A 21,951-nucleotide genomic window follows, 5' to 3' on the forward strand; every position below is an offset into this window, starting at 1 on the left:
GCGTCAAGGCGGCGCGGCCCACCGAACGGCGGCTTGCATGGCCGCCGCGCCATGCCGGAGGCCGCTTCCGGCATCGGCGAAGCGGGTTCGCGCGGGCGGATCGCTGTGCTATCGTAGCGCCGCGTTCGGTGCTCGCATGCGCATTCCGCGCATGCAGTTAAACGGGAAACAGGAGGCGGAGGTCCGCCCGGCCTGTGCTGTCCCCGCAACGGTACGCCGCCCGCGCGACGCGCTTCCCCGCGCACGCGCCCATGCCGCCCACGATGCCACTGCCCTTCAGCCGGGCGGGAAGGCCGCGGCCTGGCAAGCGGCCAGCCCGGATACCGGCCGACGCAAGGGGCGAGCCCGACGCTCGCCGAACGCCCGATCCGCGGGGGACGGATGGGGTGCGCATTCCGCCCGCGTTCGCGCGGGCTTCGCCCGATCCGTCATGCATTGCCTGTCCGCCGGCCGCCGATGTGCCGCCCGCCGTCCCCTTTCCACTGTTTCGACACGGTGCGCGCCGTGCCGCGCGCGATGAGCCGCGCCTGGCTCATCGGCGCCGGCCCCGGCGATGCCGACCTGCTGACGCTCAAGGCCGTGCGCGCGATCGGCGCGGCGGACGTGCTGCTCGTCGACGATCTCGTGAACCCCGACGTGCTGCGCCATGCGCGCGCCGACGCGCACATCGAGCATGTCGGCAAGCGCGGCGGCCATGCGTCGACGCCGCAGGAAGCGATCGTCGCCGCGATGCTCGCGCACCTGCGCGCGGGCCGCAGCGTCGCGCGGCTCAAGGGCGGCGATCCGTTCGTGTTCGGCCGCGGCGGCGAGGAACTGGCCGCGCTCGGTGCGGCCGGTTTTCCGGTCGAGGTCGTGAACGGCATCACCGCAGGCATCGCCGCACCGGCCGCGCTCGGCATTCCGGTCACGCAGCGCGGCGACGCGCAGGGCGTGATCTTCGTCACGGGCCACGGCGCGGGCGCCGACGAGCCCGACTGGCGCGCGCTTGCGGCCACGCGCATGACGATCGTGATCTACATGGGCATCCGCCGGCTCGACACGATCGCGGCGGCGCTGCGCGACGGCGGCCTGCCGGGCGATACGCCGTGCGCGGCGATCGAGAATGCGACGCGCCCCGAACAGCGGCACGTGCTCGCGACGCTCGACACCGTCGTCGAACGCGTCGGCGCGACCGGCATCGGTTCGCCGGCGATCGTCGTGATCGGCCGCGTCGCGGCGCTTGCCGACGATCCGTCGGTACGTGCGGCGCTCGGCGGCGGCGCATGATGCGCGTCGCGCTCGGCGTCGGGTTCCGCGCGGGCGTGACGGCCGCGCAACTCGATGCCGCGATCCGCGCGGCGCTGGCGCTCTACCCGGCCGCCGAACCGGCGCTCGTCGCGACGCTCGCCGACAAGGCGCGTGCCCGCGCGCTGCGCACGCTGTGCGCGCGACGCGGCTGGCCGCTCGTCGCGTTCGACGCGGCGCAACTCGCGAGCCGTCCCGAACTGGCCGCGAGCGGCCCGTCGGACGCCGCGCTCGCACGCTTCGGCGTCGCGGGCGTGGCCGAGCCGTGCGCGCAGCTCGCGGCGCCGCACGGCCGGCTGCTGGGCCCCAAATCCATCCGGAACGGCGTGACGGTCGCACTCGCCGGCCCGCTCTGAACCCTTTGTTTCGCTTTCGACAGGACGATTCCCGATGAAGACCGATTCCGAATCCCATCAGCGGATGGCCGAGCGCCGCCGTGCCGGCCACGAGAAGAAGCAGGCCGCCGCCACCCATGAAAAAGGCCTGCTGATCGTTCACACCGGCAACGGCAAGGGCAAGAGCACCGCTGCGTTCGGCATGGCCGTGCGCGTGCTCGGCCACGGCATGCGGCTCGGCGTCGTGCAGTTCATCAAGGGCGCGCTGCACACGTCCGAGCGCGATTTCCTCGGCGCGGTCGCGGAATGCGACTTCGTGACGATGGGCGACGGCTATACGTGGAACACGCAGAATCGCGACGCCGACATCGCGACCGCGCGCAAGGGCTGGGACGAGGCGCGCCGGATGATCGAAAGCGGCGACTACCGGATGGTGATCCTCGACGAGCTGAACACCGTGCTGAAGTACGAATACCTGCCGCTCGACGAAGTGCTCGCGACGCTCGTCGCGCGTCCGGAGTCGGTGCATGTCGTCGTCACCGGGCGGCACGCGCCCGACGCGCTGATCGACGCGGCCGATCTCGTCACCGAAATGCGGCTCGTCAAGCATCCGTACAAGGAGCAAGGCGTGAAGGCGCAGCGCGGCGTGGAGTTCTGAGCGTGCCCGCCTGCCCCGCACTGTTCGTCAGCGCGCCCGCGTCCGGCCAGGGCAAGACGTCGGTGACGGCCGGCCTCGCGCGGCTGCACCGCCGGCTCGGCCGCCGCGTGCGCGTGTTCAAGACCGGGCCCGATTTTCTCGATCCGATGCTGCTCGAGCGCGCGAGCGGCGCGCCCGTACATGCGCTCGACCTCGGGATGGTCGGCGAGGCCGGCTGCCGCGCGCTGCTGGCCGATGCCGCGCGCGATGCGGACCTGATCCTGATCGAGGGCGTGATGGGGCTGTTCGACGGCACGCCGAGCAGTGCCGATCTCGCGGCCGCGTTCGGCGTGCCGGTGGTCGCGGTGATTTCCGCGAAGGCGATGGCGCAGACCTTCGCCGCGATCGCATTCGGGCTCGCGCGGTTCCGGCCGGGGCTGCCGTTTCACGGCGTGCTGGCGAACCGCGTCGGCTCGGCCCGGCATGCGGAATTGCTGCAACAGGCGCTGCCCGGCGACCTGCGCTGGCTCGGCCACGTGCCGGCCGATGCAGGCATCGCGTTGCCGGAGCGACATCTCGGCCTGCACCAGCCGGCCGACATCGACGACCTCGAGGCGCGGCTCGAACGCGCGGCCGACGTGATCGCGCAAACTTCGCTCGCCGAATTGCCGCCTGCCGTCGCGTTCGCGGAACCGGACGTCGCGGCGCCGCTGCCGCGTGCGCTCGCCGGCAAACGGATCGCGGTTGCGCGCGATGCGGCGTTCTCGTTCATCTACCCGGCGAATCTCGCGTTGCTCGATGCGCTCGGTGCGCAGCTGCGGTTCTTCTCGCCGCTCGCCGACGAACCGGTGCCGGACGATTGCGACGCGCTGTTTCTGCCGGGCGGCTATCCGGAACTGCATGCGGCGACGCTCGCGGCGAATGCCGGAACCGCGCGGACGCTTCGCGCGCATGCGGCTGCAGGCAGGCCGATCATCGCGGAATGCGGCGGGATGGTGTATCTGTGTGAATCGCTGACCGACGTGGACGGCGCAACGACGCCGATGCTCGGCCTGCTGCCGGGCCAGGCGACGATGCAGCGCCGGTTCGCGGCGCTCGGCATGCAGCAGCTCGATACGCGCACCGGGCCGATACGCGGCCATACGTTCCACTATTCGCGGCTCGCGACGCCGCTGGAACCGGTCGCGAACGCGGTGCGCCCCGACGGCGCGCCGGGCAGCGGCGAAGCCGTCTATCGCCGCGGCGCGATCGTCGCGACGTACATGCATATGTACTGGCCGTCGAATCCGGATGCTGTCGTGGCGTTGTTCAGCGGGGAAGCGTTCTAGACTGCTCGATGCCGCGCTCGGATCGAGACGGCATCAGTCATGCCGGGATTGCGGGCCACTTCGCAACGATCGCGCCGCTCGACGTGCTCGGCTACAAATGTCGTTCGATATCCATTCGCTGATGCAGGACCCGAATCACGTCGATCGTGTCATCCGTTTCGCGATAGAACACGACGTGAGAACCTACTGCGTACCGGAAATATCCATTCCGAACAATGCAAGTCCGGCCAGCCTTTTTGCCGCGCGCCAGCGCTTCCATCGTCCCGACCAGATCGCGGTGGTAGTAGTCTGCCTGCTCGAGCGACCAATGCTCGACGGTATAACGCCAAATGTCTTCGAGATCGAGTTCGGCCAGCGGTGTCAGCCGAAGCTGTCTGCCTTTAACCGCCATGCGTGGCCCGCATGCGGACCAGGAAGGCCTCGCTGTCGAATGGCTGTGGCTCTCCTGATGCCTCGCCGGCCTTCAACGCTTCTTGCAACGCACGCATTTGTGTTTCGTGTGACTCGAGGAGCCGCAAACCGGCTCGCACGACGTCGCTTGCGGAACCGTATCGCCCCGATTGGACTTGAGCGTCGACGAATTCGGCAAAGTGGTCGCCCAGGGAAACGGATGTGTTTCGCGACATGAGTCACCTCCTTTTCAATGCGATCATCATATACCAAAGTTTGGTACATTTTCGCGTTGGACCACAGTGGCGACCTTGCCGATGTCCGACCCCGTGCCGCATGTGTTGCTTCCTTCGTCAGGTCAGGGTTTTTCCCGGCCCGGCGCTTCCGAACGCGAAGTCCGGATCACGGTGCCGTCGGGCGAGAAGTGCGCATTGAACATCGCATCGCCCGATACGCCGCCCTCGGCCCAGTGCCAGCTCCACACCTCTTCATGGCTCAATGCGTATTGCGCGACCTCGGTCGGCTTGCCGAGCAGTTGACGCACGTCGTCCTTCGACATCCCGGGCACGACCTTCGCGATGTTCGCCGCCGTCAGCGCCTGCGTGATCGACACGAGCCGGCCGTCGGGCCCGAAATCGAGCATGTAGGTGCTCGTGCCGTACGGGCCGCGCGGATACTCGAACCGCTGCGAGCCGTCGTCACCCTGCCTGACCACCTCGGGCTTGCCGGCCTGACGGAGCACGTCCTCGGTCGTCGAGACGCCCGGCTGCAGGTTGCCGAACGCCATCGGATCGGGCTTGATCGCATTGACCGCATCGGCCACCTTCTGGTCGTCGCACCCGGCCGCCAGAACGCCGACCGCACAGGCCGTCAGCACGGCCAGAAGCTGTTTTCGCATTTCGTCCACACCTGTATTCATCGAGCCGATCCGGCGTCGCGCGCAGCGTAGCACGCGGCCTGTCGCGCCGATGTCAAGGAGCGTCAAATCAACGTGCAGAAGCGCTTTCCAGTGGAACATGAGCCTGGGCGAGGGTCTGCGCTGGCTCTTGTGTGGCGTCTTTGGCGCGTTTCCAATGCAAATGAGCCCGTTGTTGGCCCGACACGCACGGGTTGACCGACGCTGGAGCACCGGGGTGGATGATCATTTACCGGATGATCATCAATTTGAACGAATCGCAAATCCGTGCCCTGGACCAGGTGCGCGCCGTCCTCGACGGCACACAGACGCTCGACTTCGCACCCGCCGCGTGCCCTCACGAACGTCGCGAATGGGTCGCCTCTGTTCTGCGGCGCTTTCGCTACGACCAGCTCAAGCGACCTCACCGGGGGCTCGTGCTGCGCTATCTGCGACGCTTTAGCGGCTTCAGCCGAGCCCACATGACACGGCTGGTACAACGCTGGGTGCAAGGGCAAAGGCTCGCATGGCTAAAGGGCACGCCCGCGAATGCCTTCGCCCGCCGCTACACCGATGAGGACATCTTCACGCTCGCCCAGACCGAGCGCGAGTACGGCAGGCTTTCCGGCCCGGCGATGGTCGTCGTGCTGCGTCGCATGTATCAGGTCTACCACGATGAGCTTTACGTGCGCCTGCAGCACCTTTCAGCCTCTCATCTGTACAACCTGCGACGTTCGCAGGCTTATCGTCTGCATCACACGGTCTACACGAAGACTCAGGCCAATCCCAGAGGCGCGGCAATCGCCGTGCGCCGGGCTCCCGCGCCAGAGAACCGCCCCGGCTTCATCCGCATCGACAGCGTTCATCAGGGCAACATCGACGAACAGCGCGGCGTGTATCACATCAACGCCGTCGACTGCGTAACCCAGTGGGAAGTCGTCGCGACCGTGCCATCGCTGGAGCGGGAACACATGCTGCCGGTACTGCGCGACATGATTGACCAGTTTCCATTCCGTATTCTTGGCTTTCACAGCGATGGCGGTTCGGAGTACATCAATCACGAGGTCGCGAAGATGCTCAAGGAACAACTCATCGAGTTCACCCGCTCACGTCCACGGCGCTGTAACGACAACGCCCTGGCCGAATCCAAGAACGGCAATGTCGTGCGCACGCAATTCGGCTACGCGCATATACCGGCCGAGTGGGCGAAGCAGTTCAACGCCTTTTGCGTAGATCTGCTTAATCCGTTTTTGAACATGCACCGACCCTGTCTTTTCGGCACCGAAGTCCCCGATCCCAAGAGGCCGGGCCGCACGCGACGCGTTCACCGAGCCGAAGATGTGATGACGCCGCTTGAGAAGCTAGCCAGCCTGCCCGACGTGGATGATTTCCTGCGCAAGGACATCACGATCGATCAACTGAAGCAGCACGCGCGCAGCCACACGGATGTCGAAGCCGCCCGCCAGGTTCGCCAGGCGCGGGAACGTCTGATGGGCAAGGTCGCCGACCAAACCCGGCCTCGGTACCCCGATGTATGGAGCCTGGCTCGGGCACGCCGCGCATAGCCCGCAGGATGCGAGCCGCTATGGGCTATGCCCGTCACAGCTTCCCCTCGCAACCGAGACTCCCCATACCCTAAAATGCAGTTCCCTTTAACGACCATCCAGCCCCAAGTACTCCGCTCCCTCCAGGCTCCTTTCGGTTTTGGAAAGTACTGCAGCCCGCGCGCGTCCGATTTCGCGGACGCGGCCGCGCTTGCGCATACCGTGCGGTGACCATCGCGTCGCCACGCCGCTGCGTCAAACCAGGAACGCCTCGGCCAGCTTGACCCAGTACGACGCGCCCGTCGGCAACGCAGCATCGTTGAAGTCGTAACCGGGGTTGTGCACCATGCAGCCGCCCTCCCCGTCGCCGTTGCCGATTATCAGGTAACAGCCCGGCCGCTTCTCGAGCAGGAACGCGAAATCCTCGCTGCCGGTAAGCGGCACCATCCCGTCGATCAGGTTCGCATCGCCCATCCACTCGTGCGCGACGTTGCGCGCGAACGCGGTCATCTCCGCGTCGTTGACGAGCACCGGGTAGCGGCGCTGATAGTCGATCGTCGCGGTCGCGTCGAACACGGCCGCCTGCGCATGCACGACTTCCTTGATGCGCGTCTCGAGCAGGTCGCGCACCTCCGGTTTCAGCGCGCGCACCGACAGGCGCATCTGCGCGCGATCGGGGATCACGTTCGGCGCGTCGCCCGCATGGATCGCGCCGACCGTGACGATCGCCATGTCGAGCGGCGACACGTTGCGCGACACGATCGTCTGCAACGCCAGCACGATCTGCGCGCACACGACGACGGGATCGATCGCCTTGTGCGGCACCGCGCCGTGGCCGCCGCGGCCCTGCACGTCGATGACCACGGTATCCGACGACGCCATGAACGGCCCCGGCAGAAAACCGAACTTGCCCGTCGGGAAGCCCGGCATGTTGTGCATCGCGAAGATCGCGTCGCACGGGAACAGCTCGAACAAGCCTTCGTCGAGCATCTTCTTCGCGCCGCCGAGCCCTTCCTCGGCCGGCTGGAAAATCAGGTTCAGCGTGCCGGAGAAGCGGCGCTCCCGGGCGAGATGCTTCGCGGCGGCGAGCAGCATCGCCGTGTGGCCGTCGTGGCCGCACGCGTGCATCTTGCCGGCGATCGTGCTCTGGTACGGCAGGCCCGTCGCCTCGTGGATCGGCAGCGCGTCCATGTCGGCGCGCAGGCCGAGGCGCCGCATGCCGTTGCCTGCCTTCAACTGCGCGACGACACCCGTGCCGCCGAGCCCGCGATGCACCGTGTAGCCCCACGACTGCAGTTGCTCCGCGACGAGGTCGCTCGTCGCGAATTCCTCGAAGCCCAGTTCGGGATGAGCATGGATGCGGTGCCGGATCTCGATCATTTCGTCGGCAAGGCCTGCGGGAATCACGCTGTGCGTCACGGTGTCGTCTCCTGTGTCCGGTGGGGAATGTGCAGCCAAGGATATTCGGTTCACCGGCAACCGGGCAGACGGAAAGTCGTCGTGGTAGCAACTGGTAGTTGCCGTAGCTGGCGCGGTGCGCGGCAAGCGCAAGCCGGCCATCCGGATGACTGCCGCAGATGATCCGGATACGTGAAATTGTGCGCTCCGCATCGAATTAACGTGCATGAGGATCCGGCGATGACCGTTCAAACGTCAAAAATAACTCCTATGCATCAAAGCATTACGGATATTTGTTCACTTTTTGACGTCTGTACATTTTTTGTGTACGCTGGCAAAGAAGTGAACAAGCGATCGCCCCTGATGCCCGAGAACGCCCCCCTCCCGATGTCGGAACAGCATGTGCTCGACGAAGCCTGCGCCGCGTTCGAACGCGCGACCCGGCGCTTCAGGGCGCGGCCCATGCGCGTGCCGGCCGCGTATAAGGCGCGTGCCGACGCGATGATCCGCTTCGACGTTGCCGGGCAGGCCTTCGAGATGCCGGTCGCCGTGAGCCTGCGCGTCGAATCGCTGCCGGGCGCACTCGCGGCCCGCCCCCCCCCCCCCCCCGCTACCCCGATGCCCGGCGAACGGCCGCTGATGCTGATCGCGCCGCATCTTTCGGCCGAACTGGCCGCCGGCCTGACCGACCAGGGCATCCCGTTTCTCGACACCGCCGGCAACGCATGCCTGATTCAGCCGGAGGCGACCGTGATGATCGCGGGCCGGCCGAAGCCCGCGCGCGCACCGCGCCGGCAGGCGTCGCGCGCGACGACGCCGAAGGGACTGGCCGTGATGTTCGCACTCGCGACGCAGCCGGGCCTCGTCGCGCAGCCGTATCGGGGGATTGCCGCCGCGTCGGGCGTCGCGCTCGGCACGGTCAATCTCGCGATGGACGATCTGATCGCGCGCGGCCTCGTCGGGCAGCGCCGCAACGGCGAGCGCCTGCTTCCCGACTGGCCGCGCTTCGTGCAGGAGTGGGTCGCGCTGTACCCGAGCCGCTTGCGCGCGAAACTGTCGAGCCGACGGTTTGCCGGCCTCGCACCCGACTGGTGGCGCGGCTTCGATTTCGCATCGTTCGATGCGCGGCTCGGCGGCGAACCGGCGGCCGACCTGCTGACGCACGACTTGAAACCGGCCGCGATCACCGTCTATACGCACGGCGCGGTGTCGAACCGCCTGCTGCTCCAGGCCCGCCTGCGTCCGGACGAGCGCGGCGACGTCGAAATCCTCGAAGCGTTCTGGCCGCGCTCGCCTGTGCTCGACTGGCGCGAGCAGGATGTGCCGCTCGTGCCGCCGCTCCTGATCTACGCGGATCTCGTCTCGTCCGGAGACAGCCGCAATCTTGCCGCCGCCGAACGGATCCATGACCGATACCTCGCCCATCCGCCCGCTTGAAATCGATGCGCGCCGGCCGCTCGAGCCGGCGGCGGTCGCGCTGCTGCAAGCGGTCGGCAGCGCCTGCACGCGCCTCGACGCGGCGTTCGTCGTCGCCGGCGCAACCGCGCGCGACATCCTGATGTGGCATGTACACGGCATCCGGCCGGTGCGTGCGACGCGGGATGTCGACGTCGCGGTGTGCGCGGTGAGCTGGCCGTTCCACGAGCAGCTCGTCGATGCGCTCGTCGCGACCGGGCAATTCACGCGCGCGCCGAAGCAGCAGCAGAAACTGCTGTTCGAAAGCGGAACGCACGGTTTTCGCACGGAGCTCGATCTCGTGCCGTTCGGGCCGCTCGAAACGCCGCCGGGCGAGATCGCGTGGCCGCCGGGCGGCGAATTCGTGCTGAACGTGCTCGGGTTCCAGGAGGCGGTCGACACGGCGCTGCCGGTGTCGATCGACGCGCGCACCGTGGTGCCGGTGGCCAGCCTGCCGGCGCTCGCGCTGCTGAAGTTGCTCGCATGGAAGGACCGGCGCGCGCGCCAGAACAGCGACGCGTACGACCTGCTGTTCCTGCTGCGCAATTATCACGACGCCGGCAATCGCGAGCGCATCTGGGACGCCGCGCCGGACCTGCTCGAGACGCATGCGTTCCAGCCGGGCCTCGCCGCCGCCGCGCTGCTCGCGCGGGATGCGAAGCGGATTGCTTCGCCGCACACGCGCGACGCCATCCGCGCGCTGTTGTCCGACGCAGCGACTTACGCGGCGCTCGGCCAGGATCTGCTGGCACGCGCGTTCGCGCAGTTGCCGGGCGAATTCATCGATGACGCCGACCGGTATCTCGACGCGTTCCGCAACGCGTTCCTCGTCGATCCTCCCGCGCCGCACGCGTGACGCGCCGCTGCGAAACAGCAACGTCATCGCGCTTTCGCCGCACTGCGCTCAGGCCGCCCAGTCTTCGAGCGACAACCCGGCGACACGGCCGAATTCGCGGCCGTTGTTCGTGACGAGTACCGCGCCGGCCGCGATCGCGTGCCCGGCGATCGACGCATCGTTCGCGCCGATCGGCGTGCCGCGCGCGGCGAGATCCGCGCGAATCGCGGCCGTTGCGTCGACGGCCGCCGTATCCCACGACAGCACGCCATCCAGCCGCGAAACAAACGCCGTCACGAGTTCCGCATGCTTCGGCGACGCCTTCCTGCCCACGGCCCCGAACCGCATTTCGGCATAGGTGATTGCCGACACGACGATCCGGTGCTGAGCGTTGACGCACGACTGCAGCCGCGACAGCACCACGGGCGGCCGCTCGCGCATGATGAACGAACAAATGTTCGTATCGAGCATGTAGAGCGTGGTCACCGGCCGGACTCCGTCGGCGCGCCGGCATCGCCGGACAGGTCGAAGCGGCCGGATTCGATGACGGCCGGGCGTTCGGCGAGGAAGTCGGCGTCGGCCAGCGGTTCGTTCGCGAACGACAGCCACGTGGGGCGCACGGGGCGCAGCAGCAGCGTGTCGCCCTCGCGGCGGATCTCGAGTTCCGTCACCCCCTCGAACTCCATGTCCTTCGGGATGCGGATTGCCTGGTTACGGGCGTTCTTGAAAATGGAAACGGTGCGCATGAGCCACTCCATGGGAGTACGATGCGCCCATTTTAGACATATGTCGGCATATGTCAATTTGAGGGGATGCGAATCGGACGTCGCGCCCCACGCTGTCGCGGGTGTTTTTGCCATGCTGCCAGCCTGTCGTCGATGAGAAGAGCGATTCATTCTTCACGACGCAGGCCGCGCGGTCCATATCCCGGATGGCCAATACAGGCGCGATGCACGGCCGCGCGCAGCGTCGCGCCGACGCTGCGCGCCCGCCCCGTCACGGCAACCGGAAAGTGTCGAAGAATGTATCGCGCTCGATCACGGTGAGCGCCGCGCGCTTGTGCGGGAAGTCGAATTCCTTCAGCGTATAGAACCCGAGCCGGTGCATGTACGCGATGTGCCGCACGTGATCGACGCGCGGCTCGCCGACGAGCCGCTGCGTGCGCGGTTCGTCGACGAACATGTAGTGCAGCACCCCGCTCCACCACGCATGCAGCTTGCCCGCGCTCTGGAAGCGCGAGTCGCCGATCAGCAGGTGCAGCCCGCGATCGTAGTCGTGTGCGTCGTAGAACGGCGCGAGGCGGTCCTCCTTCGCCCAGTAGAACTCGAAATAGCCGAACGGCGTGTCGTCGAAATAGCCGATCATCGGGTGCATGTGCGGATCGGCGAGCCGCTCGGCGAGATACGCCGCATGCTCGTCGCGCGTACCGCGCTGGTCCCAGAACTGCGCGACGCGATCGAGGTTCATCCAGCCGCTGAACAGGTCCGCATGCGCATCGATATCGACGGTGCGCAGGCTGAACGTCATCCCGACCTGCGGCATGGTGCGCGCGTAGATCTCGCCGGCCGGCGACGGCGGCCGCACCGGATGCCGGTGGCCGTTCGTGATCGCGTAGCGCAGCGGCATCCCGCTCGACGCGGGCGCCCTCAGCCACGGCCGCGGGTTCTGCCAGAACGTCGTGCGCGACACGTTCAGGCGCAGCGTGTCGCCGGCGACCTGCGCGCCGTCGATCACGCCCTCGCGCACCGCGCGCGCCACGTACGACGCGACGGCCGCCGCACTGGCGCCACCGAGCGGCACCGAGATCGTTGCCGCGTCGTACCGCGTGTCGGTGTTGAACAACGGGACGAACGCCGCGAGCAGCCAGTCCGGCGAGTCGTCGGGATGCCATGCGTCGAGCGTGTGCTCGGCGACCTGCGTCGCCTGGCCATGCGCGGCGCCGTCGAGCGCGGCGGCCACCTCGCCTTCGACGGCATCCGCGGCGCCGGCCGGTTTCGTCAGCGTGTCTTCCATCACAGTGCTCCCGCGTCGTGGCGGTCGGCGAGCACGTGAAGCCCCCGCTCGAGCGCCGGAAACAGGCTGCGCTGGAAGTTGTTCCAGCGCAGTTCGAGAATCGTGTCGTCCGGCGCGATCGGCGTGTCGAGCACGTCGCAGATCACCTCGCCGGAATCGATGCCGTTGTCGACGTAGTGGAACGACGCGCCCGTCATCGTCACGGGTTCGACCGACGACGTCGCGCCGCTCGCCCAGTCGACCCGTTCGCCGCGCGCGCCGTGCAGCGCGTCGAGCGTCGCCCACGCGCCGCGCCGCTGGTACGGCGAATCGTCGGCCGTGATGCCCGGGTGGATGTTCGCGATGCGTCGGTGAAAGCGCGCACCGGGCCGCACGAGTTCGTCGAGGATCACGAGCAGCCCGTCGAGCACGACGACGTCGGCGTCGAGTTCGAGCAGGCGCTCGAGCAGGCGGCGCTCGAACGCCTGTTTGCCTGCCACCCGTTCGCGCGCGTCGCGCGGCAGCCGCCGGTACGTCGACGGAATCGAGCAGAACAGTTCGTCGACCGGCCGGCCCTGCACCGTCAACCCTTCCGGCAGGATCCACGGCCGGCCCGGCGTGCGCGCGAAGCCGTAGTCGGCCACCTTCGCGCGGTCGGCCGGCGAACCGTCGTCGTCGTCGACGATCACGCCCTTGAGCGTGTAGCGCTCGCCGAGCGGCGAGTCGTTCAGGCGCTCGACGAGGAATTCGAGCGGCGCCTTCATGTAGCGCGTGCCGCCCTGATAAGCGACCGGCTGGCCGGCGCGATCGGCTGCGCCGTTGCGCAGCGACTGGATGTAGACGAGATTTTTCTTCGGCATGGATGCGTCGTGGAAAAAGCGGACGAAGGCGCCGCGGCCCGGCCCGCGCCAGCCGCGAAGGCCGGCCGGCGGGCCGCGGCGCGCAACGTCACCAGTTGTATTTCGCGGTCGCGATCACCGTGCGGTCGGTGCCGAAAACGCAGACGTTGGCCGACTGGCAGCCGCTGATGTAGTGGCGGTTGGCCAGGTTCGTCCCGTTCACGGCAAAGCGCCAGTTACGCGTGTCGTAATGCACGCCCGCGTCGAACAGCGTGACGCTCGACACCGTCAGCGAGTTGTCGGCCGCACCGGCCGACGCGCTCTGGTAGCGCACGCCGCCGCCGAGGCCGAAGCCCGCGAGCGGCCCCGTGTGCCACGTCCAGTCGGCCCACATCGACGCCATCTGGCGCGGCCGCGGAATGTCGACCGGCCAGTTGTTCAGCGATACGTCGTTCGCCTTCACGTTCTTCACGTCCTGGTATACGTACGACGCGATCAGCGACAGGTTCCGCGTGACCTTGCCGGTCGCGCTCAGCTCGATCCCGCGCGAACGCACTTCACCTGTTTGCACCGACTTCGTACCGGTCGTGTCCTGACTCGGCAGCGCCGGCGTGATCCCGTTGGTCTGGTTGATCTGGTAGATCGCCGCGTTCAGCATCAGGTTCTTGCCGGGCGGCTGCCAGCGCAGGCCGGCCTCGATCTGCTTGCCGCGGGTCGGCTGCGGCAGCCCGCCGCCGAGCAGGTTCACGCCGATCAGCGGATTGAACGACGTCGCGTAGCTGACGTACGGCGACAGCCCGTAGTCGCCCTGGTACGTGAGGCCGACGCGGCCGGTGAACGCCGTGACGTCCGCCTTCGTCGACGTGCCGCCCGCGCGGTCGTCCATCCGCATGTTGACCCAGTCCTCGCGGCCGCCGAGCGTCAGCGTCCAGCGGTTCCACTTGATCTGGTCCTGCGCGTACAGGCCGAACGTGTTCATCGTCGTGTACGTGTTGGTGCGGAACGTCGACGCCGGATCGAACACCGCCGTCGTCACCGGCGTGTACACCGGGTTGTAGATGTTCAGCGGCGACGCCGCGGCGAGCCATTCGCTGTCGGTCGCGGTCTGGCGGTTGTACTGGAAGCCGAGCAGCAGCGTGTGCTGGAGCGGGCCCGTCGCGAAGCGGCCTTCCACGTTGTTGTCGATGTCGAAGCGGCTGTAGTTCATCTGGAACACGCCGGCCCAGCGCGACACGTCGGTCGTGCTGCCCTCGACGAAGCCGTTGCCGAACACCGAGCCGTTGTCGAGCGACAGGTGCATCAGGCGCACGTTCTGACGGAACTTCCACGCCGAACTCAGGTTCTGCTCGAACTGGTAACCGACCGACCACTGCTTCTTGCGGTAGTAGTTGAAGTTCGGGTCGCCTTCGTACACGTCCTTGTTGATCTGCCCGTTCGGGTTCGGCAGCACCGTGCCCACCGCCGGCAGGAAGTTCGACGAGATGTCGCCCCAGTCCTGCAGGTACGTCGCGGACAGCGTCAGCGACGTATCCGCGTTCGGGCGCCAGCGGAACGATGGCGCGAGCGCGACGCGCTGGTCGTTGTTCGGGCCGGTCAGCGCATTGCCGTCGCGCGCGACGCCGACGAACCGGTACGCGTACTTGCCGTCGGCATCGAGCTTGTCGCCGACGTCGATCATGAACTGCTTGCGCGCATAGTTGCCGATCTGCACCCCGGCTTCGCGCACGCGCTCGCCGTCGGCGAGCTTGGTCTGCACGTCGACGATCGCGCCGGGATCGCCCGCGCCGTACAGCACCGACGTCGGCCCGCGCAGCACGGTGATGCTGTCGATCATGTACGGATCGACGCGCCAGCTCGCGAGGTTGATCGTGTTCGGCACCTGCAGCCCGTTCACGTAGGCGGTCGGCGTGAAGCCGCGCAGCGCCGCGTACCAGTCGGAACGGTTGTCCGAACCGTACGACGAGAAGCCCGGCACGTAGCGCAGTGCCGCGTTCACGTCGGTCGCGCCGGTCATCTCGATCTGCTGCGCGGTGACGACGTTGACCGTCTGCGGGATCTCGTTGATCGGCGTGTCGGTCTTCGTGCCGGTCCTGCTGCGCTTCGCGACGAGCCCGACGGTGCCGTCGCCTTCCGAGGCCGCGTTGACGGTGATCGCCGGCAGCGTGCCATTCAGCGTGCCATTCGGCGCGCCGTTCGTCGTGCCGTTCTGCGCACTGCTGGCCGACGCCGCGGCGCCAGCGTTTACGGCCGGCGCCGTCTGGGCGTAAGCCTGCCCCGCCGCAGCCGCACCGAACGCCACGCTCGCCGCGGCTGCGATCGCACGCAAACGCGTGCCTGTTGCCCACTCCATCTTTCTCTGCTCCACTTTTTTCATGCGGTCTCCGACCGCGCCTTTGTCAAAGAGCGAAAGCCATCCGGCCCGCGCTCACCCCGTTTTCCTGTCGTTTTTCGTGCGACTCCCGGGCCGCGCCATCGTCATGGGCGGGCGCGAGCCCGTCTTCGAGCGACGCGCAGATCTCGTCCGCGCGGCGCGCCAGTACCGACAGCAGCGTGTCGGACAATCCGTGGCTGTCTTCGCAGCAGCCTTGCAGGTAGATGCGCGGCGCGAAGTGCTCGGGCGTCGCGAGCAGATAGTCGCGCGTCACGTCGCCGCGCGTGAGCGCATCGCCCAGGTGCGGTGCGAGCCCTTCGAGCAACGCCGAATGCGTGTCGCGGCGGTAGCCGGTCGCGAGCACGAGCGCGTCGAAGCGTTCGACGCGCGTGGCGCCGCTCATCCGGTCGCGCAGCGTCAGCTCGATGCGGCCGTCGCCGGTGCGCACCGCGGCCTCGATCGCGCTGTTCGCGAGCAGCGCATGACGCGGCGTGCCGTCGATGCGCTGCAGGTACAGCATTTCGTAGATCTGCTCGATCAGCGGCCGATCGACCACCGCGTAGTTGGTGTCGCGATAGCGCTCGAGCAGCGCGCGGCGCGCGTCGTGCGGCTGCGCATAAACGACGTCGGTGAACTCGGGGCTGAAGATCTCGTTGACGAACGGGCTGTCGTCGGCCGGCTTCAGCGCACCTGCGCGCATCACGAGGCTCGCGTCGACATGCGGGAAGCGGCGCGCGAGGTCGATGAACACCTCGGCCGCGCTCTGCCCCGCGCCGATCACCGCGACGCGCCGGCGTTCGCCGTCCGGCGACGCGACGAGCCGGTCGATGTCGGTCAGATACGACGACGAATGGATCACGCGGTCGCGGCCGAGCGCGGCGAACGCATCCGGAATCGCCGGTGTGCCGCCGACGCCGACCGACAGCGCGCGCGTGACGCGCTGGCGCTCGCGGCCCGCGGCATCGCGCGACAGCACGCGCAGCGCGTCGATCCGCGCGCCGTCGCCACGCACCGGCTCGATCGCCAGCACGGTCTCGCTGTAATGGACGCGGTCGTCGAATGCATCGGCGACCCAGCTCAGGTAGTCGTGGAATTCGACGCGGGTCGGATAGAAGTTCTTCAGGTTGACGAATTCGTTCAGGCGGCCGCGTTCGAACAGGTAGTTGATGAACGTGTAGCGGCTTTTCGGATCGCGCATCGTGACGAGATCCTTCAGAAACGAGATCTGCATCCGGCAGTCGTCGAGCAGCATCCCGCGATGCCAGCCGAATTCCGGCTGGCGCTCGACGAAGCAATGGGCGAACGTGCGTGCGCCGGCGCGCTCCGCGAGGCGAATGGCCAGCGCCAGATTCGACGGCCCGAAGCCGACGCCGATCAGGTCGAATACGGTTTCTCTCTGCATGTCTCAGCTCCCTTGTCGGTGAATCCGGCCCGTCAGACGTGACGGCCGGAGAAGAACGTCTCGCGCAGCGTGCGCATCCACAGCGGCTGCGCGTCGGCCAGCGCGAGACGGCGCTGCCGCGCGAAGCCATGCCGCGCGAGAAGGTCGGCAACCCGCGCGTGGCCGGCCGGAACGGCACAGCCGACCGCTTCGGTACGCGAGTCGTCGAGAAACAGGTAATGAACGACGGACGGCAGCCAGCCCGCCACGCAATGCGGGCCGCGCCAGCGCGATTCGCCGACCAGCATCCGCAGCCCGCGGTCGTAGTCGCGCGCCGCGACGTGCGGCGCGAGCGCGTCTTCCTTCAGCCAGACCGCCTCGAAGTACGCGAACGGCTCGCCGTCGAAGCAGCCGACGAGCGGCGTCACGTGCGGATCGGCGTCGGGTGCGGCCCCTTGCGAGCCGTTCTCGCCCGGCTGCGCGCCCGGCCAGCCGTCGCGCACGCGCGGCTCGTCGAACCAGCGCGCGAGCCGCACGGTGTCTTCCGCCGGCTGCCAGCCGCGCAGCGTGAAGCGCACGCCGAGCGCCGGCAGGTCGCGTGCGTAGACGTCGCCGCGCGGCGCCGGCGGCCGGCGCGGATGACGTCGGCCGTCGGTAAGCATCGGCAGCGTCGCGCACGGCAGGTGCGTGCCGACGAGCCACAGATCGGCCTGCTGCGCCCAGCCGTCGCGCATGCAGCGGCCGCCGTCGGCGAGCACGCCGCTCGCGCGCAGCGCGTCGAGCGCGACCGCCGGCCATGCGGCCGGGTCGAGCCGGATCGCCGCATGGTGCGCGCCGTCCGAAAATGCCGCGGACAGCGCGGCCAGCAGCGCGCGCCGCTGGTCGGCCGGCGCCGCACGATGGTTGTATGCGACGAGGCGCAGCGTGCCGTCGTCGGCGAGTTGCGCGCGCAGCAACTGCGCGCCGATGCCGTGGCCCTGCGCGACGCGGATCTCCGTGCCGTCGCGCGCGGCGAATAGCCCGTCCGCGAATGCCAGGCGGCACGTATCGGGCATCGTGAATCCGTCGGGACGCACTTCAGCCAGCATGGCGCTCCTCCTGTCCCGTTTCCGCGCGTGCATCGAGCCGTGCGCCGAGTGCCGCGAGCGTCGGCGACGCGAACACGTCGGCGACCGTCAGCGCGTGACCGGCGCGGCCGGCCGCGTCGACGAAGCGCACGACGTCGAACGACGTTGCGCCGGCTTCGAACAGGTCCGCGCCGGGCTCGGGCGCAGCCGTCGCGAACGTGTCCGACCACAGCGCCGCGAGCACGGCAGCCGCGTGCGACGGCGCGTCGGCCCGTGTTTCCCCGCTTGCTTGCACGCTGAAGGCCGCATCCGTGACCACACGCGTATCGGGCGCGCCGAGCGCCGCCTCCGACGCGCCGGCAAAACGCGCGACTTCGTCGTGATAGAGATCGACGAGCGCATCGACGAAACCGCGGTCGAGCAGCTCGTCCGCATACGAGAACGCGGCACTCACGCGGCCGTCCGGATGCTCGACGACGTCCAGCTCCAGCGTGAACACGACGCGATGGCGCACATCGTCGAATTCGGCAAGCGACAGGCCGGCCCAGTCGCGCGCGGCCGCACCCGTCGGGCGCAGGTAGTTGAACATTACCTGGAACAGCGGATTGGCCTGCGCAGCACGCGGCGCGCGCAGCGCCGCGACGACATCGGCGAACGGCACGTCGGCATGCGCATACGCGGCCAGCGCCGTATCGCGCACCTGGGCGAGCACGTCCGCACGGCGCGCGGCCGGGTCGATCCGCGTGCGCACGACGACCGAATTGATGAAGAGGCCGAGCGCAGCGCGTGCCGCATCGCCCGTCAGCTCGCGTGTCGACGCGAGCACGCCGACCGGCTGGTCGGCCGCGCCCGTCGCGCGGAACAGCGCGGTGTTGAGCGCCGCGTGCAGCAGCATCGGCAGCGTCGCGTGCGCGGCCGACGCGGCGTCGCGTGCGGCGCGAATCAGCGACGCGTCGAATTCGAACGCGATGCGTGCCGCGCGCCATTGCGGCACGGCCGGCGCGTCCGCGCGCTGCGGCAGCACGCGCGACGGCAGATCGGCCAGCGCATCACGCCAGTATGCGACGCGGGCCGGATGGCACGGCGCGGGCAGCACGAGCGGTACGGCCAGTTGGGCGGCCAGTTGGACGGCTTCGTCGACCGGCACGTCGCCGCCGCGCACGCGGGTGACGTAGCGTGCACGAACGGCATCGAGCCACAGTTCGATCGATTCGCCATCCGACACGATGTGATGGATCGTCACCGACAGCACGTGGTCGTCCGCGCCGAGCCGCAGCACGCGTGCACGCCACAGCGGCGCATCGGCGATGAGGTCGAACGGCGCGAGCGCATCGTCAGCGGTCAACGCCGCCGCGCGGGCAAGCGCACCGGGTTGCGCCGACAGGTCGACGACCGGCAATTCGACCGTCGCCGCCATATCGATCCGCTGGCCCGGCAGCGCGCCGTCGCGAGCGACGAGCCGCGCGCGCAGCGCCGGATGCACGGCCGCCGTATCCGAAAACGCGGCACGCAGCGCATCGATGTCGAGCGGGCCGCGCACGCGCAGCGCGACCGGAATGTTGTACGCGGCGCTGTCCGGCTGCGCGCGCCACAGGAACCACAGGCCGAGCTGCGCGGGCGACAGCGGCCACACGCCGTTCGCATCGGGTTTGGCCACCGCGACGCCCGGCGCCGCGGCGCCGGCATGCGCGGCGCGCGGCGCGTCGGCCACCTGCAGCGCGTACTGCGCGAGCACGGGTGCCTCGAACAGCGCGCGCACCGGCACGTCGCGGCCGAGCCGTTCGGCCACGCGCGTCGCGACGCGCACGGCGGCGAGCGAATGACCGCCGAGATCGAAGAAGTGATCGCCACGGCCGACGCGCTCGAGATTCAGCACGTCGCACCAGATCGCCGCGAGCGCGGTTTCATCGCCGTCGCGCGGCGCCTCGTACGCACGTTCGACGCGCACGGGCGCCGGCAGCCGCGCCCGGTCGACCTTGCTGTTCGCGTTGCGCGGCAGCGCGTCGAGCACGATCAGTTGCGCGGGCACCATATAGTCGGGCAGCGTGCGGCGCAGGTGCGCGTCGAGCGTCGCGGCTTCGACGGGCTGCGCGGCCGCCTGTGCATCGGCGGTCAGTTCCACATATGCGACGAGCTGCGCAAGCGCGCCCTGCCCGTGCACGACCGCGCACGCTTCGCGCACCGCATCGTGCGCGGCAAGCTGCGCCTCGATTTCGCCGAGCTCGATGCGCAATCCGCGCAGCTTCACCTGATGATCGACGCGGCCGATGAAGTCGAACACGCCGTCCGCGCGGCGTCGCACGAGGTCGCCGGTGCGGTACAGGCGCGCGCCCGCTGCGCCGTACGGATCGGGCACGAAACGCTCGGCGGTCAGCGCCGGGCGGTCGAGATAACCGCGCGCGACGCCGATCCCCTCGCCGCCCAGATACAGTTCGCCGATCACGCCGACCGGCAGCGGATGCAGCCGTTCGTCGAGCACGTGTGCGGTACGCGCGCCGACCAGCGTGCCGATCGGCAGATATGCGGCGTCGCCGAGCTTCGCGAGATCGTCGCCGGGCCGGAACATCCACAGCGTCGGCGTGATGACCGTCTCGGTCGGGCCGTAGCCGTTGACCACGCGCACGTTCGGCAGCGCGCGGCGCAGCATCGCGAACGCCTCGCGCGACGTCGCCTCGCCGCCGACGGTCAGCGAACGCAGCGTCGGCGGTGCGCCGTGCGCGAGCGCCCATTCGGCGAGCTGCGCGGCGCAGCCGGGCGGCACGTAGGTCATCGTCACGCCGTCGCGGACCATCATCGCGCAGGTCTGCGCGGGCGGCCACAGCACGTCGGCCGTCACGGACACGGCGGCGCCCGACATGTATTGCGAAAACCAGCCTTCGTGCGCGCCGTCGAAGTTGACCGACTGGAACAGCAGGAACACGTCGTTCTCGCCCGCGCCGTAGCGCTCGGCAATCGCCGCGCAATGCAGCGCGAACGACGCATGGTCGACGATCACGCCCTTCGGCTTGCCGGTCGAGCCCGACGTGTAGATCGCATAGGCCGCATGACCCGGCAGCACGTCGGGCAGCGCGACGCCGGCGGCTTCGTCGAGCGCATCGATTTCATCGGCGCGCCACACGCGCAGTTCCGGCAGCTCGGGCAACGACGCGGCGCTTGAGCCATCGGTCAGCACGTGCGCGATGCTCGCGTCGCCGACGATCTGCGCGAGCCGTTCGCGCGGATGGGCCGGATCGAGCGGCACGAACGCGGCGCCGGACTTCAGCACCGCGATCAGCGCGACGAGCAGGTCGACCGAGCGCTGCAAAGCAACGCCGACGCGCATCTCGGGCCGCACGCCTGCCGCAACGAGATGACGCGCGAGGCGCGCCGCGCGTGCATCGACTTCGCCGCGCGTCAGCGCACGATCGATATCGGCAACGCCGCGTACGTCGGGCCGCGCATGCGCATGCGCGGCGATGCGCGCATGCACGGGCACGAACGGTTCGACTTCGGTCGCGCCCGCCGGCGCGTTCCACGCAAAGAGCTGTGCGCGCTCGCCGGCGGGCAGCCAGTCGAGATCGCCGACCGGCAGGTCGGGCCGCGCGAGCGCATCGGCGAGCAGCGTGACGAAGCGCGCGGCCAGCCGTACGATCGCGTCGGCATCGAACAGGTCGAGCGCATAGATGAACGCGGCGTCGAACGTACCGTCGGGCGTTGCCTCGACGGCGAGCGTGAGATCGAATTTCGCGGACGGCGTGCCGGACGGCAGCAACGCGGCGGCTGCCGCGCCGAGTGCCGGCAGCGCGCGGCGCTCGCCGTAGGCTGCCATCACCTGGAACAGAGGATGGTGGCTCGCGCTGCGCGGCACGCCGAGCGCATCGACCACCTGCTCGAACGGCACGTCCTGGTGCATCTGTGCGTCGACGAGCGCGCGCTGCGTGCGCGCGACCAGCGACGAGAAATCGCCGTGCGCAGGCACGTCGACGTCGATCGCCAGCGTGTTGACGAAGAAGCCGATCAGGCCGGCGACTTCCGCGCGTTCGCGGTTTGCAGCCGGCACGCCGACGCAGATCCGCGCATCGCCGGTCGCACGCGCGAGCAGCGCATCGAGCGCGGCGAGCAGCACCGCGAACGGCGTCGCGCCCGACGCGGCCGCGAACGCACGGAGTTGCGCGCCGACGCGCGCGTCGAGCGAAAACACATGGCGCGCGCCGCGCGCGC

General features: G+C 68.9%; 19 protein-coding genes and 1 riboswitch. Of the genes, 7 read left to right on the forward strand and 12 right to left on the reverse strand.

Annotation, left to right across the window (positions count from 1 at the left end; translation table 11 throughout):
* Nucleotides 1-108: 108 nt before the first annotated feature.
* A riboswitch (cobalamin riboswitch) is annotated at nt 109-346 on the forward strand.
* A 110-nt stretch (nt 347-456) separates the two neighbouring features.
* The 4 genes from cobA to ACPUER_RS29580 are packed head-to-tail and all read left to right on the forward strand — an operon-like array spanning nt 457 to nt 3,584.
* Complete coding sequence (cobA, locus tag ACPUER_RS29565; RefSeq protein WP_425132823.1) at nt 457-1,266, forward strand: uroporphyrinogen-III C-methyltransferase; 810 nt, start codon at nt 457-459, stop codon at nt 1,264-1,266.
* On the forward strand, nt 1,263-1,640 hold the full coding sequence (locus ACPUER_RS29570) for a cobalamin biosynthesis protein (RefSeq protein ID WP_111017102.1): 378 nt from the start codon (nt 1,263-1,265) through the stop codon (nt 1,638-1,640). Before cobA ends, ACPUER_RS29570 begins: the two co-directional genes overlap by 4 nt.
* Before the next feature lie 34 nt (nt 1,641-1,674).
* Nucleotides 1,675-2,277: a cob(I)yrinic acid a,c-diamide adenosyltransferase gene (gene cobO / locus ACPUER_RS29575; RefSeq protein WP_034184156.1), complete on the forward strand. Its 603-nt coding sequence runs from the start codon at nt 1,675-1,677 to the stop codon at nt 2,275-2,277.
* Between the two features lie 2 nt (nt 2,278-2,279).
* The gene (locus ACPUER_RS29580) at nt 2,280-3,584 is read left to right on the forward strand and encodes a cobyrinate a,c-diamide synthase (protein ID WP_425132824.1); all 1,305 of its coding nucleotides are present in this window, start codon (nt 2,280-2,282) and stop codon (nt 3,582-3,584) included.
* A 91-nt stretch (nt 3,585-3,675) separates the two neighbouring features.
* Here ACPUER_RS29580 and ACPUER_RS29585 read toward each other — a convergent pair whose 3' ends face one another.
* From ACPUER_RS29585 to bamE, 3 genes are all read right to left on the reverse strand, one after another.
* Entirely contained in the window at nt 3,676-3,975 is a 300-nt protein-coding gene (locus tag ACPUER_RS29585) for a type II toxin-antitoxin system RelE/ParE family toxin (protein WP_425132825.1), read from the reverse strand.
* Nucleotides 3,965-4,210 (reverse strand): type II toxin-antitoxin system ParD family antitoxin, encoded by a 246-nt coding sequence (locus ACPUER_RS29590; protein WP_175961448.1) that lies wholly within the window; start codon nt 4,208-4,210, stop codon nt 3,965-3,967. The genes ACPUER_RS29585 and ACPUER_RS29590 overlap by 11 nt, the downstream gene beginning before the upstream one ends.
* Before the next feature lie 122 nt (nt 4,211-4,332).
* On the reverse strand, nt 4,333-4,872 hold the full coding sequence (bamE, locus tag ACPUER_RS29595) for an outer membrane protein assembly factor BamE domain-containing protein (RefSeq protein WP_425132826.1): 540 nt from the start codon (nt 4,870-4,872) through the stop codon (nt 4,333-4,335).
* A gap of 239 nt (nt 4,873-5,111) precedes the next feature.
* Between bamE and ACPUER_RS29600 the strand changes: the two genes are divergently transcribed.
* Nucleotides 5,112-6,434 (forward strand): integrase catalytic domain-containing protein, encoded by a 1,323-nt coding sequence (locus ACPUER_RS29600; RefSeq protein WP_425132827.1) that lies wholly within the window; start codon nt 5,112-5,114, stop codon nt 6,432-6,434.
* Between the two features lie 234 nt (nt 6,435-6,668).
* Here the strand turns inward: ACPUER_RS29600 and ACPUER_RS29605 are convergent, their stop codons facing one another.
* Nucleotides 6,669-7,832 (reverse strand): M20 aminoacylase family protein, encoded by a 1,164-nt coding sequence (locus ACPUER_RS29605; RefSeq protein ID WP_425132828.1) that lies wholly within the window; start codon nt 7,830-7,832, stop codon nt 6,669-6,671.
* 342 nt (nt 7,833-8,174) lie between these two features.
* On the opposite strand from ACPUER_RS29605, the gene ACPUER_RS29610 reads away from it, so the two are divergent.
* Together ACPUER_RS29610 and ACPUER_RS29615 are read left to right on the forward strand one after the other, a co-directional pair.
* Entirely contained in the window at nt 8,175-9,248 is a 1,074-nt protein-coding gene (locus ACPUER_RS29610) for a type IV toxin-antitoxin system AbiEi family antitoxin (RefSeq protein WP_425132829.1), read from the forward strand.
* Nucleotides 9,217-10,122, forward strand: coding sequence for a nucleotidyl transferase AbiEii/AbiGii toxin family protein (locus tag ACPUER_RS29615; protein WP_310142602.1), 906 nt, complete (start codon nt 9,217-9,219; stop codon nt 10,120-10,122). Before ACPUER_RS29610 ends, ACPUER_RS29615 begins: the two co-directional genes overlap by 32 nt.
* Nucleotides 10,123-10,170: 48 nt before the next feature.
* Here the strand turns inward: ACPUER_RS29615 and ACPUER_RS29620 are convergent, their stop codons facing one another.
* The 8 genes from ACPUER_RS29620 to ACPUER_RS29655 form a co-directional block, all read right to left on the reverse strand.
* On the reverse strand, nt 10,171-10,587 hold the full coding sequence (locus ACPUER_RS29620) for a PIN domain-containing protein (RefSeq protein WP_027787436.1): 417 nt from the start codon (nt 10,585-10,587) through the stop codon (nt 10,171-10,173).
* Nucleotides 10,584-10,847, reverse strand: a complete 264-nt coding sequence (gene vapB / locus ACPUER_RS29625) for a type II toxin-antitoxin system VapB family antitoxin (protein WP_047901212.1) — start codon at nt 10,845-10,847, stop codon at nt 10,584-10,586. The genes ACPUER_RS29620 and vapB overlap by 4 nt, the downstream gene beginning before the upstream one ends.
* 250 nt (nt 10,848-11,097) lie before the next feature.
* Nucleotides 11,098-12,114, reverse strand: a complete 1,017-nt coding sequence (locus ACPUER_RS29630; RefSeq protein ID WP_175749384.1) for a GNAT family N-acetyltransferase — start codon at nt 12,112-12,114, stop codon at nt 11,098-11,100.
* Nucleotides 12,114-12,953, reverse strand: a complete 840-nt coding sequence (locus ACPUER_RS29635; protein WP_072441434.1) for a formyltransferase family protein — start codon at nt 12,951-12,953, stop codon at nt 12,114-12,116. The genes ACPUER_RS29630 and ACPUER_RS29635 overlap by 1 nt, the downstream gene beginning before the upstream one ends.
* A gap of 88 nt (nt 12,954-13,041) precedes the next feature.
* Nucleotides 13,042-15,306, reverse strand: a complete 2,265-nt coding sequence (locus ACPUER_RS29640) for a TonB-dependent siderophore receptor (protein WP_425132830.1) — start codon at nt 15,304-15,306, stop codon at nt 13,042-13,044.
* A gap of 22 nt (nt 15,307-15,328) precedes the next feature.
* Entirely contained in the window at nt 15,329-16,705 is a 1,377-nt protein-coding gene (locus tag ACPUER_RS29645) for a lysine N(6)-hydroxylase/L-ornithine N(5)-oxygenase family protein (protein ID WP_425132831.1), read from the reverse strand.
* Between the two features lie 32 nt (nt 16,706-16,737).
* Entirely contained in the window at nt 16,738-17,772 is a 1,035-nt protein-coding gene (locus tag ACPUER_RS29650; RefSeq protein WP_425132832.1) for a GNAT family N-acetyltransferase, read from the reverse strand.
* On the reverse strand, nt 17,762-21,951 hold a 4,190-nt coding region (locus ACPUER_RS29655; protein ID WP_425132833.1), incomplete at its 5' end, for an amino acid adenylation domain-containing protein. The genes ACPUER_RS29650 and ACPUER_RS29655, both read right to left, overlap by 11 nt.

It is taken from the genome of Burkholderia sp. DN3021, assembly GCF_049805555.1.
Classification (GTDB): Bacteria; Pseudomonadota; Gammaproteobacteria; order Burkholderiales; family Burkholderiaceae; genus Burkholderia; species Burkholderia pyrrocinia_C.